The following is an 18,110-nucleotide window of genomic DNA, read 5'->3' as shown; positions in this document are numbered from 1 at the left end:
TCATACACCTTTAACATAATGGCAATATAGTATTGTCTACAGAGTTATATGTAATGTTACTCTTTGTCGGAAAACCTTACTCAATGCTGCTGTCTGTAAGAATGCCGAATCGTTGTTGAAGTATTGGCCCAATCTCTTTAAGCGGACCTTCACCTAACATACTATCGTGGGAACAATTAATATCATGCAAGACGATGTTTCCTTCAACATACTCCCCCCATAAGTGCGGATCGTAATTAACATTATCGGCTTCGCTATGGCCTTGTAGTGCCCTAAAGAATACGAGGTCACCTTGAAACCGGCTAGGTGAAAACTCACTGAGCAAATGCGGTGCATCTCGGAATTCGGCAAGAATACGTTCGAAAATATTCTGATCGAGGCTTGCTAATGGATGCTCGATCTCAGACAACCGTTTTTTCAAGCCAGCCACGCTTAGCTGCTGCTCGTTTTCCGGTGCCGAACCGGTAAATGCCTCAAACATTGCACGCAGGCTTTCCCGATCGGTGCGTACCATGTCTCTGTAAGTCTTCCACAACGGATAACCATCCATAAAGATCAGGACATTGACCGCTTTATTATCCTTTTGCAGCAAGGTGGCTATTTCATGCGCGAGATGGCAACCGAAAGACCAGCCCAGCAATGAATAAGGCCCCTCTGGCTGGATCTTATAAATCTCTGCCAGATAATTTTTCGCCATGTCATAAATCGATGGTGGTACAAGGCCGGTGCTCAACCTGCGTGCCTGAATGCCATAAAGAGGCTGCTGCTCGCCCAGATACGGGATCAGCCCCGCATAAGACCAACTCAATCCTCCCCCAGGGTGTAAACAGAACAGCGGCGTTTTTTCGCCAGCCGGTTGCAATGGCAGCATGATGTCCAGAATATTGCCACGCGGGTTGCTTTCAAGACGCCTCGCCAGCAGTACAACGGTGGGCGATTCAAACAGGTCACGAATAGTCAGCTTCTCATCCAATTCTTTTTCGATACGCGCAATCAACCGTGCCGCCAGCAGTGAATGCCCTCCCAGTGCGAAGAAGTTGTCATCAATGCTGATGTGTTCAATACTCAATAGCTCACAGAACTGCGCGTAAAGCCATTTCTCGCTTTCAGTCTGTGGTTGGCGGCCTTGCCGCAAACCGAAGTTTGGGTGTGGCAACGCGGCAACATCCAACTTGCCGTTGGCGTTTAATGGCAGTTCTGCCAGCAGCATGACCACAGCAGGCACCATAAAATCAGGTAAATGCTCACGCGCATGCTGTTGCAACAACACCGGTAGATCTTCGTGGCTTGCAAAGGGCACCACATAGGCAACTAATTGTTTATTGCCCGAATGATCCTCGCGCGGAATGACCGCCGCTTGCTGCACGGCGGAGTGCTGCTTCAGCACGACTTCGATTTCCCCCGGTTCAATCCGGAAACCGCGAATTTTCACCTGCTGATCGCTGCGGCCAACAAAGTTGAGCACGCCATCACGCCGCCATTTCACCACGTCTCCGGTGCGGTACATGCGGCTGCCCGCAGGCCCGAAAGGATCGGCGATAAAGTGTGCCGCACTTTGCCCCGGACGCTTAAGATAGCCACGCGCCAAGCCGCGGCCAGCAATGTATAGTTCCCCTGGCGCGCCAACTGGCACCGGCTGTAAAAATTCATCTAATACATAGAGGCTGGTGTTATCCAACGCGGCACCAATAGGGACGTCCAGATAAGGGGCATCTGTTTTGGCGATGGGGTAATCCGTGGCGTAGGTGGTGGTTTCCGTTGGGCCATAGATATTCATCAATTCAAGATTGGGCCAATGTTCCCGCACCGCCTGCACCGCGCTGGCGGATATCTTTTCACCACCGGTGAATACCTTCTGCAAAGAACCCAGGCATTGCGGATGTTCTTCCGCAATCAGCCTGAATAACCCTGATGTCAGAAATGCGGCGGTTACCTGTTGTTCAACGATGGTCGATGTCAACAGATCCAGATCGAGATCGTTGCCCGGTACGATAACGGCCTGATGGCCGTTAAGCAGAGTGGCCCACAGCTCATAGGTTGAGGCATCAAATGCGTAGGGGGAATGCAACAGAACACGCTGGTGATGCTCGCTGCGCCAGCGCCGATCGAGAGTCAGGGTAATGACGTTATCTTGCGTAGTGGCGATCCCTTTGGGCTGCCCAGTGGAACCTGAAGTAAACATCACGTAGGCCAGATTCTGGGCGCTTACCGGCTCGCTGACCCACGCAACATTGTGCTGGGTACTGGCGTTGACTACGGTTTCCACCTGTAAACTGGCCGGCAAAACCACGTGGCTATGTGTATCATCCACCAACGCAACCTGTATCCCAACTTCATCCACTATATGCTGCCAGCGTTCCAAGGGATCGCTGGTACGCAGCGGCACATAGAACCCTCCGGCCTTAATTACCGCCAATATGGCGATCGCGAGCGACAGCGAACGCTCCATCAGCAATGCAACACCATGTTCCGCTTTCACCCCAAGCTGTCGCAGACGTTGTGCCAAATCATTTGCGCGCGCGTTCAGTTGTGCATAGGTAAGCTGCTCATCGCCACAACTCAGAGCAATGTGTTCTGGTACCACCGCCACCTGTTTTTCAAACAGGCAGGCCAGCGACACCATCGGCACTTTCTGTTCCGTGGCATTCCACTCGGTTATCATTTTGCATTGCTGCTCGGCAGTTAACAGTGGAATGTTCGCCACTGGTGTGTCTGGTTCTTCTGCAATGAACGACAGCAATCGAACAAGGTATTGCGCGAGCGCCGTCACCGTATCGCGATCAAACAGATCGACGGCATACTCAATCTGGGCATTGAGTGCACACACCTCGCCATCATCGCTATAGACTTCATCAAAATTGAACGTCAGATCGAATTTGGCAGGGGCAAAACCAACCGGCTGCGGCTTTGCCTGCAAATTGGCAAATTGTTGGGTGTTGTCGCCGTTATTTTGCAATACCAACATTACCTGGAACAGCGGATGCCGTGAGGCAGAACGCTCAGGATTAAGCGCTTCTACCACCCAATCAAAAGGCACATCCTGATTTGCATAGGCAGAAAGCATGAACTCACGCACGCTGGCAAGCAACTGATTAAATTCAGGGTTACCCGCGCAATTTACTCTCAGCACCAGCGTATTGACAAAGAAACCAATCAAATTGGTCATGGCCTCGTCGGCTCGCCCAGCAACGCCTGTGCCCAACGTAATATCATCGCCAGCCCCCATCCGACTAAGCATGACGGCAACCCCGGTTTGCAGCAACATAAATGGCGTTACGCCCTCATCACGCGCCAGTTTTTTCAGGCGGCCATAAAGCGCCTGGTCAATCGCATAGCTGACCCGGGCGCCTTGTTGGCTCAGTACAGATGGACGCGGGCGATCGGTAGGTAGATAAGTTTCCTGGGGCGATCCTGCCAGCGCGCTACGCCAGAATTCGATTTGCTGTGCGCCGCGTGTGGAGGCATCCTGCACATCCCCCAATAGTTGACGCTGCCATAGCGCGTAGTCGGCGTATTGCACGGTTAGTGGTGCCCACTTCGCTTCCTGGCCCTCGCAGCGCACCTGATAGGCCAAAGACAGATCGTGCAGCATTGGCCCTAACGAACCACCGTCACAGGCAATGTGGTGAATGACCAGCAGCAGCACATGTTCGTTCTGGTCCGGTAAGTGGAACAGCCACCCACACAGCGGCAAATCATTTGCCAGATCGAACTGCCAAGCGGCAGCCTTGTCGATGCTTTCCGACAGCTCCTCCGGCGTCACATTGCCGATGATCAAAGACGGTGCCACGCTATCAAGCGCAAGAATATGCTGATAAGGCTGATCAAGATGCAGAGGATATAGCGTGCGCAGAACCTCATGGCGCTGTACCAGATCGCCCAATGCCTGGCGCAATGCTTCATCATTGAGCGACCCATTCAGCTTCAGAGCAAGCGGCATATTATACGCGGCATGATCGTTGCCAATGTTATCTAACAGCCACATTCTCTGCTGGGCAAAGGAAAGGGGTAAATATTCCTCACGAGCCTGGCGCGTGAGCTTTTCACGGCGTTGAGCGCCCTTTGTCGCCAACTGCTCGGCAAACTGCGCCACGGTTGGGTAATCAAACAGTGTGCGGATCGGCAACTCAATGGCTAATGCGCTGGATACGCGGCTAATCAGGCGCATCACTAACAGCGAGTGGCCGCCCAACGCAAAGAAGTTGTCGTCCATGCCTACCGTTTCCAGCCCCAGCACCTCAGCAAACAACCCTGCCAGAATTTCTTCCTGTGCCGTGCGCGGCTGGCGCCGTCTGCCGCTATGGTTGAAGTCTGGAGCCGGTAATGCGCGTCTATCCAGTTTCCCATTGACCGTCAAAGGGAAACGCTCAATCTGAAGAATGGCCGCAGGCACCATATAGTCAGGGAGTTTTGCCGCCACGCGGTGGTGCAGTGCCACCGTGTCAATAGCGACGTCACTGTCGCTGGTGATATACCCCACCAATTGTGGATTGCCAGGCTGATCTTTACGCATCAGCACCACGGCTTGGGTGACTTGCGGGTTATCCGCCAGAGCCGCTTCAATTTCCCCCAACTCAATGCGGAAACCACGTAGTTTCACCTGCTGATCGGCTCGGCCTATATAAATCAGCCCGCCTTCGGGCGATCTGAAGGCCAAATCGCCCGAACGGTACATACGGGAACCCGGTTCACCATACGGGTCGGCAACAAAGCGCTCGGCGCTTAACCCCGCGCGGTTCAAGTAGCCGCGCGCCAGCCCGGCGCCAGCAATGTACATTTCCCCTTCAACACCTGTAGGAACGTGGCGTAAAGCGTCGTCCAACACATAGATACGCAGATCGGTGATCCCAACGCCAATCGGGCTGCCGGATTGGCTGCGCATCATTGCCGGGGTCAGCGCCTGATAGCTGACGTGCACGGTGGTTTCGGTAATGCCATACATGTTGATTAATTCAGGCGCTGCCGAATCGTGGCGTTGGTACCAACGTTCAAGCTGGCTAAGATCCAGAGCTTCCCCACCGAATACCACTTTGCGCAGCGCCAGTGGATATTTCTTCTCGCGATCGTTTTGATCCGTTTCTATCAATTGATAGAAGGCAGAGGGCGTCTGGTTTAATACCGTGACTTTCTCTTCACTCAGTAGCTTGAGGAATGCTTGAGGATCACGGCTCACCATAAACGGTACGATGACCAGCCGGCCACCATATAACAATGCTCCCCAGATTTCCCACACTGAAAAATCAAAAGAATACGAATGGAACAGGGTCCAAACGTCATTACGGCCAAAATCGAACCACGATTGCGTTGCTGTAAAGAGCCGTAACACGTTTTCGTGCGGGATCAGCACCCCTTTCGGGTTCCCCGTAGAGCCAGAGGTGTAAATGATATAGGCCAGGCTTGCCGTACTAACCGGCCGTAAAAGTTCATCGGGTTGAAGATCCCGTTTGTTGAACGGCGCCAGGTGCTGCTGATATTCAGGCATATCAACTACCAAATCAGGCGTGGAGCCGTTTAACGTGCCGGCATTTTCTGCGTTGGTGATGATAAGTGTCGGTTTGGCATCAGACACGATAAAACCAAGCCGTTCGGCAGGGTTATGGAGATCCAGCGGTAGATATGCAGCACCAGCTTTTAATACGGCTAACAGCGCAATCAGTGTCTCCATCGAACGTGGCAACGCCAATGCCACGACATCCTCAGTGCCAATGCCGCGGTTCACCAGATAACGAGCCAACTGATTGGCCCGCTGATTAAGTTCGCCATAGCTCAGGCGATCGTTGCCCAGGCTCAGCGCAATCGCATCCGGCGTTTCGCTCGCGCGTTTTTCAAACATTCCATGGAGCGTATCGGCTGGCAATGATGCCAACACAGGGTAAGGTTGAACCATGGCCTGAACTTCTTGCGCCAGCAGCAACGGTACGCTGCCAATAATCGTCTGCGGATCGTCAATGATGGCATGCAGTATCAGTATGAAGCGCTCGGCCAGATTTGCCACCGTTTGATCATCAAACAGGTCTGGCAATGAGCTGAAACGCAGGGCTAGCATTTCACCCGGAACCGCCACCAACCCAAGCGGGTAATGTGAAGCATCCCCGCCATGGTGCACCGTTAGCGAGATGTTCAGCGCGGTATCAGATTGCTCACTACTGCCTTCCATAAGCGGGTAGTTCTCGAACACCATCAAGGTATCAAACAGCTCGCCGTAACCGGCATCCGCCTGGATGGTCGTCAGGTCAAGATATTGGTAATCAAGCAGCCGGGTTTGCTCTGACTGTAGGCGTTGTAAAAGCGTAGTAAACGTCTCCGCCAGACTGAACGTCAGGCGTAATGGCACGGTATTGATTAGCAACCCAACGATGCTTTCCACGCCGGACAATTCACCTGATCGGCCAGAAACCGTGACGCCGAACACCACATCACTGCACCCCGTCATCCCCCCCAGCAGCACACCCCATGCGGCCTGGATCAGTGTATTTACCGTCACGCCAAGCTGTTTAGCGCGTAAGTTCAGTCTCTGGGTGTATGCCGCATCCAAATGCTTATGCAACAGATTCGGTTGCAGATTTTCCGTGGTGCGCCCTTTTGCCAGGCAAGTTGGCACCGCCAGGCCACTGAGCGTTTCGCGCCATACGGCACGCATTTCGTCAACATCACGCGCCGCAATCCATTGCAGATAGTTGCGATAAGGGGTGATCGGCGGCAAGGTGCTGCCTTGCACATCACCCAGATACAGAGTGCATAACTCTTGCAGCAAGATAGGAATTGACCAGCCATCCAGCAACAGGTGATGGTTGGTAAAGACCAGATAATGCTGCTGTGCCGTCAGTTTGACCAGGGTGAATCGCAGCAACGGTGGATCGTGCGGATCAAAGCGCTCATCATAATCGGTCTGTAACAGCGCTGCGAATGCTGGCTGTTGCTGCTCTGGTGGTAGATGGCTCACATCCACCTCACGCCACGGCAACGGTAGCCCCGCCAAGATCAGTTGCACCGGCGTTTCTACGTCTTCGTACTCAAACCCCGCACACAGGTGCGGGTGACGTTGTAGTAAGGTTGTGACGGCCTGTTTCAGCTTTTGGCTATCTAAAACGCCAGCAAGCTGGAAAACCTGCTGCACCTGATACGCATCGCTGCCTTGGGTATCGTACAACATATGAAACAACAGACCTTTCTGTAATGGCGATAACGGTAGTATCTCTTTAATTTCCATATTTATTTTTTCTTCTTCCACTTGGCTTGAAGTTTTTCCAAGCTATTCTGTTTAAGCGATAGCATCGTGATGTCCGATGGTGTGAATCCCCCCGCGTCAGGCACCGTAGAAAGCTGCGATATTGCTTTTAGCCAACGGAACCAATGGTTACCCAACACGCTAATGCGCTCTTCAGTGTGCAGCGCTCTCGCCCATGACCAGTTGGCAACCAGAACCGGCCCTTCCGATCGCTCTTCTACCAACGCATTGAGTGAAAGCGCATGAGGGAGCGCAAAATTGTCGTCAGCCGTTGTATCCAGCAAATTTGCTTCTGTAGCCACCTGCCAGTCGCGATCGCCGCCCACAGCCATACGGCCCAGATAGTTGAAGCCAATCTGGGCCTGCTGCTGCTGTGACAAGATCTGCCGTGTTTGCGAATTCAGATAGCGTAGCAACCCATATCCAAGGCCGTTCGCAGGCACCTGACGTAGCTGCTCTTTGATGCGTTTTAGCGCATGACCTAATGAATAAGGATCTGCTATCTGCGTAGCGCCCGGTTCGAGCCGCACAGGGTACATGCTGGTGAACCAGCCGACGGTACGTGACAGCTCCGCACCGGAAAGTTCTTCACGCCCGTGCCCTTCAAGATCCAGTAGGACATCCGTCTGTGAAGTTTTCCGCCAGTCATTAACGGCCAGAGCAAAGGCGCAGAGCAGCACGTCGTTGATACCGGCATGGAAGAGCGCCGGTATCGTCCCCAACAACGGTTGGGTAAACGCCGCCGGTAACTCAAGCCGCAATGAATCGCTGCCCGCAACGGTGTCTTGCGCCCCGTCTAGCAGGCGGGAAGTCAGCAACGTATCCGGCTTCTCCAGCACCGTTAGCCAGTGATTCAGTTCGTTACGCCGCGCATTGGCCTCTTGCTGCAATTGATACGCCCACGCACGGAAAGAGGTACCCACCGGCAACGTATCCGGCGTTTTCCCCGCGCTCAGGGCTGCCCAGATGTTTTGCAAATCCGGCGCTAAAATACGCCAAGAGACACCGTCCACCACCAAGTGGTGAAGCACCAACATTAGCCGGCCAGGCTGTCCGGCAGATGCACGGAACCAAACCGCCTGTAGCATTTTGCCCGCCGCCGGATCGAGGCGCTGTTTTGCGCGTTGGCTTTCTGCCTTGATGCAGCGTTGTAGTTCCACCAGCGTGAACGCCTGGCAATCCACAATGCTCAATGCGCCATCCACGATGTCTGCCGTCATTGGCGGAATGGTCAGCAGGACATCACCGCTTGTGGAGCGATTCGCCACCAGGCGCAAGGCATCGTGCTGCTCTAACAGCAGGGTCAGAATCTGCCTGAGTTGTTTCTCATCCAGATGTTCCGGCGTTTGCAGCAACGTTGCCTGGCTGAACCCGTTGATGTTGCCGGGGTTTTCCATCAACCAATGGATAATTGGCGTAGCGGGTAATTCACCTACCGCGCCAACCCGCGTTTCAGCAACCGTGGAAATGTTCGCCTGCATTTTTCTGGCCAGGGAGGCAACAGTTTTGTGCTCAAAGACCTGGCGTGGTGTGAATATCCAACCAGCCTGGCGCGCACGCGCGACCAGCTGTATCGCAGTGATACTATCGCCCCCCATTTCGAAGAAGCTACTGTCAATATCAATCTGTTCCAGGCCCAATAAATCGGCAAAGAGCGTGCAAAGCAGTTGCTCTTGCGTATTGCGCGGGCCACGGTGATGAGGCTGATGGAAATCAGGCTGCGGCAATGCGCGTCGATCGACTTTACCATTCGGCGTAACCGGAATTGCCGGCAGCATGACGATAGCCACAGGTACCATATATTCCGGCAGGTGGCTACGCAGATATTCGCGTAGTTCTGCGGTATTAACATCCCCTTCATTCGCCACAGCGTAAGCAACTAGTTGGCAAAGCCCCGGCTTATCTTCACGCACGATCACCGTGGCCTGGCTCAGTTGAGGATACTTCAGCAGCAAGGACTCAATTTCACCCAGTTCAATACGGAAACCCCTGATCTTGACCTGATGATCCACACGCCCAGTAAACATTAGCTCACCGTTGGTTTGCCAATAGGCAACATCTCCGGTGCGATACATTCGGCTACCTGCCGCGCCAAACGGGTTCGCCACAAAGCGTTCCGCCGTTAAATCCGGGCGCCGTACGTAGCCACGGGCCAAGCTTTCACCTGCGATATACAGCTCGCCTTTTACCCCTGGCGCGACCGGTTGCAAACGCTCATCCAGGACATAGACCTGCATGTTAACGATCGGCGTGCCGATAGGCGGCGCTTTTCCGGCCACCAACGGTTGGCTCATGGTGGCGCAGACCGTGGATTCACTTGGCCCGTAGGCATTGATCATCCGGCACCCCTGGCCCCAATAGTCGATCAGCTCCGGCTGGCAGGCTTCGCCCGCCACCACCAACGTTTCCAACGCAGGCAATGGCTTACGCGGCATAACCGCCAATCCCACCGGTGGCAACGTGGCATGTGTCACACCCTGGGCCAGCATCAGTTCATACAGCGGCTCCCCCGGTGATAACGCATCACGGCCTGCAACGACCAGCGCCGCACCGCTTAACAGCCCCATACTGATATCCCAGAACGAGGCATCGAAGCTCGGTGAAGCAAACTGCAACACGCGGCTTTGCGGCGTGACATGTAATCGTTCGACCATGCTGGCAACCAGGTTGCTGATACCCCGGTGCGTCACCAGAACACCTTTCGGCAAACCAGTAGAACCAGAGGTATAGATAATGTAGGCCGCATTATTGATGCTCAACTTCCTTGGCAAAGTGATGCTTTCTGCTTGCTGCCGGGCTAATTGCGTATGCAGCGCCGGTTGGTCAATCTGCAAGCGGGAATACTGCGCCCCCAGTTTTTGCACGAACGCAGAATCCGTGATGACCAGCTCAGGCTGCGAGTGTTCCAACATATAATTCAGGCGTTCCTGAGGATAATCAGGATCAAGCGGTAAATATGCAGCGCCAGTTTTCAGCGTAGCAATCAGCGCGACAATCAGATTAACCGAGTGCGATAGTGCGATAGCAACGATGTTTTCTGTGCCAACGCCCCTTTCCATCATCAGATTCGCCAACCGGTTAGCCCGTTGATCCAACTGGCTATAGGTCAGCCGTTCGCTTTCCCCCAGCAGGGCAGGCGCATCCGGTGTTGCTTTGGCAAGGGTTTCGAATTGTTCTGCAAACGTCTTGGCCGGCAATTGCCGGGCGGTGTTATTCCATTCGTTGACAATCTGCTGGCGTTCACACGCGCTAAATATCTCCAGCTCATTGATATTGCAGCATGTATTTCGACTGATGGCCGCCAGAATATTAGTAAAATAGCCCGCCAGGCGCTCAGCGGTTTTGCCGTCAAACAAGTCGGTAGCATATTCAACGATGCCGTTTAATGAGGTTGGCGTTTCTTCAAAGTTGAAGGTCAAATCAAACTTCGCCACCGGTAGCAGCGGTGTACCAACGCGGGTGTTCAGTCCATCAAAATGGACCTCGCCACGGGCGTTGTTTTGCAATACCAACATTACCTGGAACAGCGGATGGCGCGCCAAGGAACGTTCTGGGTTCAGCGTTTCCACCAAGTTTTCAAACGACAGATCCTGATGTTCATACGCCTGCAATGCGCTATCGCGCACGCGCGCCAGCAATTGATCAAAGGTTGGATTCCCAGAAACATCGGTGCGCAACACCAATGTATTGGTGAAAAAGCCGATTAGAGGTTCTAGCGCTTCATCGGTACGGCCAGCAATAGACACACCCAGTGGAATGTCATGACCAGCACCTAACCGGCTCAGCAACACCGCCAAGGCCGCCTGCAACACCATAAACAGGCTCGCATTCTGCTGCCTTGCTACCTCAAGCAAGCGTGCATAGACCTCTGGATCAACCTCAAAACGCCATTGCCCACCTTGATAGCTTGAGCTTTGTGGCCGTGGCCTGTCAGTTGGCAACTGCAACTCTTCCGGCAGCCCATGCAGCACTTCGCACCAATACGCCAACTGGCGGCTTTGCAGGCTGTCCGTATCACGGGGATCGTCCAGCAGCTCGTGTTGCCACAGGGTGTAATCGGCATACTGCACCTGTAGTGGCGTCCAGTTCGGCGCTTGACCCTGCAACCGAGCATGATACGCCAGCGCTAGATCGCGCAGTAGAGGAGCAAGTGATGCCCCATCACTGGCGATATGGTGCATCAGAAATAAAAGCACATGATGATTCGGTTCAACATGGAACAGCCAGGCCCGGCAGGGGTTTTCATTTGCTAAATCAAAGATATATTCTGATGCTGCCAGCACCTCTTCATCTAAATTCTCAGCAAGGGCGCGGTGCAGCGTCAGTTCGCACCGTGCGTCTTCCCCGCAGGCAATCTGTTGATAAACGTTACCATCCGACAGCTCCTGAAAGCGTGTACGCAGGCTTTCATGGCGCGCCACCACATCATTCAACGCTGCTGCCATGGCAGGAACGCTCAATTCCCCCTGCAACTCCAGTGTCAACGGCATGTTGTAGAGGGATTGACCCCCTTCAATGCGGTCAACCATCCATAGCCGGCGCTGGGCCGCAGACAACGGCAAGCGTTCTGGCCTTGGTTTCACCTGTAACGCTGGGCGCAGTGTGCTCCCTTGCCCCAGGCGCTGCACAAACTGCGCTACCGTTGGTGCTTCAAACAGATCTCGGATACTGGGGTTCGCCTTTAGCACTTTGCGGATACGGCTGACAAAACGCGATGCCAACAGGGAATGACCACCCAGATCGAAGAAATTATCGTCGATGCCAACCTGGGACAAACCGAGGACCTCGGCAAACAAGTGGCACAGTTTGCTTTCCTGCTCATTGCGTGCGGTTCGCCCGTGGTCAATGTTGAATTCTGGAACAGGTAACACGCGCATATCGACTTTCCCGTTGGCAGTCAGCGGGAATCTCTCTACTACGCTCACGACTGCCGGTACCATAAAGTCAGGCAACCGGGCGCTCAACGTTTGTCTCAGCAATGTGGGTTCACACTGTCCGGTTTCTTCGGCAATGACATACGCGGCCAGCTGTTTATTTCCTTTTTGCGGTTCGAAAATGCACACGAGCGCCTGGGCAACGCCTTCCTGCTCCAGCAATGTCGCCTCTATCTCTGCCAGCTCAATGCGGAAACCGCGTATTTTGACCTGCTGATCGCCACGGTTTAGGTACTCCAGAACCCCTTCCTGCCGCCAACGAACCCAGTCGCCAGAACGGTACATGCGATCGCCACTGCTGCCGAAAGGATTGGCGATAAAGTGTGATGCCGTCAGGCCAGGCTGGTTAAGGTAGCCGTGCGCAAGCCCAGTACCGGCGATATACAACTCGCCAGAAACGCCGACAGGCACGGGTTGCAAGTAGGTATCAAGCACATACACTTGCATATTGTCCAACGGCGTACCAATAGGCACCGAAGCGCTATCCGGTACGCTATACATAACATAGGTTGTTGCAAAGGTAGTGGTTTCGGTTGGCCCGTAGCCGTTCATCATTACCAGTCCAGGGCAGCGCCGCATAACGGTTTCGATAGCGGATTTTGGCAATACATCGCCACCGGCGAGTAACAGGCGCACACTGGCCAGGGAAGAGGCGTGGTCTTCAGCCATCAGCCGGAACAGGCCAGCCGTTAGCCACAGGGCGGTTATTTTTTCATTGGCGATGGTCTGCGCCAGCACATCAATATCCAGCTCACCCTTTGGCGCCACCACTAATTGCCCACCGCACAATAGCGGCACCCAAAACTCGTAGGTCGAGGCATCAAACGCAGCGGAGGAATGCAGCAGCACACGCTGATGATCTTCTGGCAACCAGCGGCGATCACAGGCGAGTGCTATAACGCTTTCCTGGTTTACCGCAATGCCTTTAGGTTTACCGGTTGACCCAGAGGTATACATAATGTAAGCAAGGCTGGAGGGTCCGGCGTTGGTTGCCGGGTTGATTTCTGGCCAGCGTTTCCCAGCAGAATCGGCCACATTACGTATCACAAAGCGCGCCGTTGGCAGGTGGTGATCGACATCAGTAATCAATACCGCTGCACCTGCGTCATCCAGCATCATTTGCTGCCGTTCCAGAGGATCACTGGCGCGCAATGGCAGATAGGCCGCACCTGCCTTGATCACCGCCAACGTGGCAATGACCTGATCGATCGAATGCGCCATGAGCAACCCGGCGCAAAACACTTCCGCCCCGGTGAGTTCGCGTAACCGGTGTGCAAGGCGATTGGCCGCGCTGTTCAACTGGGCATAGGTTAACGTTTTGCTGCCTTCGCTAACAGCGATAGCGTTTGGTGAACGGGCAGCCTGCTGTTCAAACAGCACACCCAACGACAAGTTCGGCAATTCTACGAGCGTATTGTTCCAAGTTTTGAGCAGTTGTTGACGTTCAAACGTATTTAATAGGCAAATTTCACTAATTTTTTCAGTGGGCCTGTTTGCCATAATGTTCAATACACTGAATAAGCGGTCTACAAATCCCGCAACGGTTTGCGCATCGTAAAGGTCAGTCGCAAATTCAATATGTCCTCTTAAAAGACCTTGTTGTACATCCTCTTTGAAAACAAACAGGAGATCGAACTTTGCCGTTTTAGTTAATACCTCCTGTTGCTCAATACGTAACGGCAAAAAGATATTGCCCAATGAAAATTCCTCTTCCAACACCATCATGACTTGAAATAATGGGTGCTTGGACGCGGAACGATGTGGGGTTAAAAGCTCGACAACTTGCTCAAAAGGCAAATCCTGATGCATATAAGCATCAAGTACTGTTTTACGAACCTGTGCTATCAGGGAGACAAAATCAGGATTACCAGAAAGGTTGGTACGTAATACCAATGTATTGGAAAAAAGGCCAATTAATGGCATTTGGGCTTCATCTGTACGACCTAAAACGGGAGTGCCTACCGATATATCATCACCGGCCCCCATTTGATGAAGCAGCACAGCAAGAGCCGTTTTTAGAACCATGAACAGGCTGGCTTCCTCTTGTAAAGCCAAGCGTTTTAGACCCTGATATATATCCGGAGGAACTGAGAATTTATAGCAATCACCTTTGCTACTTGGCTTCGTGGGCCTAGGTTGCATACTAGCTATTGTTACCTCTTCTGGTAATAACGCTAGCTGGTTACACCAGTAATATGTTTGTTTCGCATACAAACCTACCGATTTTTGCTCATCAGATAGTAATATATGTTGCCATAATGTGTAATCTGCATATTGCACTGGCAAAGGCGGCAGTGAAGAATTTTCTCCTTTCAAGTGAGCCTGATAGTAATGGCCCAAATCATGTAGTAGGGGGGAGATAGAACCACCATCTCCCGCAGTGTGATGGATTAATAGCAAGAATATATGCTGCTCGGGTTTTATCCGATACAACCAAGCTTTAATAGGCAATTCTTTATCAAGCCTGAAGATATAACCAGCCTGCTGAGTTAACTCTTTTGTAATTTGAGACTCATCCAACTCGTGAACATGCAATAAGAACGAGATTTCTTCCGTCGATACAATATATTGGCATGGTATATCATCCTGTAGGGTCAGATAAGTACGCAAACTTTCGTGTCGTTTCACTACATCAGACAGTGCTGCTGAAAGTGCGAAGGTATCCAATTCACCGTAGATGCGTAATGCCATAGGCATATTATATGCACTACTCTCATTAATCTGTTCCTGTAACCACAGACGTTGCTGAGCAAATGACATTGGCAAGATATTTGGTCGCGGCTGGGGAGTCAGTTTTTCTCGTAGAGAATATTTTTTGTCTGTGTCAGCGATAACCCTGGAAAGCTCTTTAACCGTTGGAGATTCAAAAATAGCTTTTAGCGGTAATTCAATATCTAACTGAGTGCGTACATGAGTAAGTAACTGGATTGCTAGTAAAGAATTTCCACCAAGCTTGAAGAAGCTATCATTAATACCTATCGACTCAAATCCCAAAACCTCCTCAAAGATTTTGCATAAGATTTTTTCCTGGGATGATTCCGGTAAAACTTGCTCATCTGACTTGAATATTGGTGCTAGCAAGGCGTGGCGATCTATTTTACCATTCGGCATCAGTGGAAAACTATCCACTATCATAATAACTGCCGGCAGCATATAGTCAGGTAGATGTTTTTTCAGCCATTTATTTAATTCTTCCGACGAGCAAGAATTGGGTTTGTGCAAAACAACATAGGCTACCAAATATTTGTTGCTGACACTTTCTTTTCCGTACGCAATGACTAGCGCATTCTTTATTAGTGATGATTTCAGGAAGGTATTTTCAATTTCTCCCAACTCAATTCGATAACCACGAATTTTTACTTGATTATCGACACGCCCCAAGAAATTGACATTCATGTCACTTCCCCAGCAAGCCAGATCGCCAGTACGATACATACGCTGCCCTGCGGTTCCAAAGGGATTTGCGACAAATCGCTCGCTGGTCATAGTAGGGAGGTCTAAATAGCCGAGAGCCAATCCATCACCTGCTATATATAGTTCTCCGGGATATCCTACAGGCACAGGCTGAAGAGCCGTATCAAGGATATAGATCTGCGTATTTAGTATTGGTAAACCAATAGAATTTGGCTGCACAGACTTTGCCGTCAGTTCATGTAAAGTAGACCAAATGGTGGTTTCAGTAGGACCATAAACTTGAATAACTCTATGTGCTAGAGACACCATACGTTCAGCCAGGTTTGTAGGCAGCGAATCACCACCAACGATTGCGGTGAGGTTACTCAATGAGTTCGGCTGATACTCAACCAATCCTTGCCACAAAGCTGGCGTACCTTGCAAATGAGTTATTTTATTTCGGACGATTTCCGATGCCAGTAGTTTAGGATCTCGTGTAGTGTCACGAGACGCTAACGTTATTGAAGCTCCATTAACTAATGGTAAGAATATTTCCAAACCTGCGATGTCAAAACCAATCGTTGTAACAGCGAGTATTCGGTTGCCAGGTTTTATTTGCAGTGACATTTGCATTGCGTACAGAAAATTAGTAAGCGAATGGTGTGTAATCACTACTCCCTTAGGATTCCCTGTCGATCCTGATGTAAACAAGATATACGCAGCTTGATTAGCCGTAGTGACTACTCTAATAGGGTTGTGAATTGATTGAGAATCGACTAATAAGGAGGTATTGATATCATCTAACTGTATCTGAAGAGCATCTAAACAAAAGTTAAAATTAACATTAATTGACGTCAATACCAGTTTCGGTTTTGCAGTTTCAATAATATATTTCAAACGTTCTTCTGGATAATCAGGATCTAACGGTATATATGTTGCACCTATCTTCGATATAGCTAACAATGCTACAATTAAATCAACGGTCCGAGGTAATAGTAACGCTACGGTGTCATTAGGGAGAAAATGTTGATTTAATAAATAATGACCTAGCTTATTTGATTTTTCATTAAGTTGAACATAAGTTAAAGAAATGTCACCAAAATATAACGCTGATTTATTTGGGAATTTTCTTACTTGATCTTCAAAACAATCAGTAAGTGTTAAGAAAGGGATTGATGCCAGAGTTTTATTATTAATAATCTCTAAATTTCTATATTCATTATCATTTAGCAATAACAACGAACCAATGATAGCATCTTGATTTGTTAACAAATCATAAAAAATTTTCAACATCCGAGAGGCATGTTCAGACAACTGTTCTGGAGAATACAACTCACTATTTGCATCAAATCCAAGGGTCAGAGGAACTTCTTTATTATAATCAAAGAAAAAAATATTGAGATCAGAAACAGGTCCATTTGCAATATTGCAAGGTAGTATTTTACTTTGATGAAAATACCCACCATTATTAAAGCTTTCAACGTTTATACTTATTCGATATAATGATTCACCACTATTAGTTATTTTTAAATCACGGCACAGATCTTCATATCTATATTTTTGATGACGTAAGACCGTCATGACTTGTTTCGCCACTCTGGCTAAAACCATCTTCAAGTTCAAATCTGGCGATAGTATCAATCGCATTGGAAGTATATTTGCCATCAATCCTGGTATAATACGTTCTTTCCTTCCAAGCCTTCCTGTTACTGGTAAACCGACTATGACTTCAGAAAGCCCCGTCATGCGATGCAAATAAACGCAAGTTATAGCAATAAGCAAGTTAGGTAATGTGCAATTCATTTCTTTTGCTTTTTTATGCAGTAGGTCAGTTAATTCATAACCCAAACTCACACGATGACGTATTATAGTTTTTAAAGGAGGAGCTATTCGATTCGCTAGGCTAGCAGGGGCAGGAATATCAGCAAATAGATTTAACCAGTAATCACGGTCACAAATAAATCTGGAAGAATTACGATAATCAATATCACCATCAATAAGTTCCTTAAACTTACCGAATGGGGAAGGAGGAGGAGAACCCTCAATAAAATAAGCGTTATATAAACTTATGACACGTTGAATAATGAGTGATGCTCCCAAACCATCCATGGCTATATGATGATAACAGTGGAAATACAAAAATTTATTTTCTGCTATTTTTATTAGTAATATTTCGAATGGAAGCTCCTCACAAATATCAAAAGGTTGCTCCGTTGTTACCAGTAAGAAATTTTTAGCTTTCTGGAGTGCAATTTCCTCTCGAAAATCGCTGTAATCAATAATTTTTGGTTCATAGTTATTTATAGAGAAAAACTTCTGTTTAATACAATTATCAAATTTATAAAAACGAGAGTGTAAAGCCTCAGCTTCTTCTACTGTTTTTCTAACCGCCTCAGAAAAATATTCGACATTTATATCACCATCAATTATAAAATATTCGCTTATATTATTTATTGACTTATTTTCTATAATTTCGTTGAATGACCAAATTCCAAACTGCGCAGATGTTAAATTATAATATCCATCCTTATTCATATATAGTTCTTCCTTCGCTA

At 50.0% G+C, this 18,110-nt stretch carries 2 protein-coding genes; both read right to left on the bottom strand.

Annotated features, from left to right (window positions below):
- Positions 1 to 76: 76 nt before the first annotated feature.
- A complete protein-coding gene (pttC, locus tag LGZ99_RS02390; protein ID WP_051769234.1) occupies positions 77 to 7,231 on the bottom strand; it encodes a phototemtide A non-ribosomal peptide synthetase PttC in 7,155 nt (2,384 codons plus the stop codon).
- Entirely contained in the window at positions 7,213 to 18,090 is a 10,878-nt protein-coding gene (gene pttB / locus LGZ99_RS02385; RefSeq protein ID WP_051769231.1) for a phototemtide A non-ribosomal peptide synthetase PttB, read from the bottom strand. Before pttB ends, pttC begins: the two co-directional genes overlap by 19 nt.
- Positions 18,091 to 18,110: the final 20 nt, after the last annotated feature.

This window comes from Photorhabdus temperata, from assembly GCF_025384845.1.
Classification (GTDB): Bacteria; Pseudomonadota; Gammaproteobacteria; order Enterobacterales; family Enterobacteriaceae; genus Photorhabdus; species Photorhabdus temperata.
Note: the sequence above shows the minus strand (reverse complement) of the source record. Positions and strands in the feature narration are given on the sequence as shown.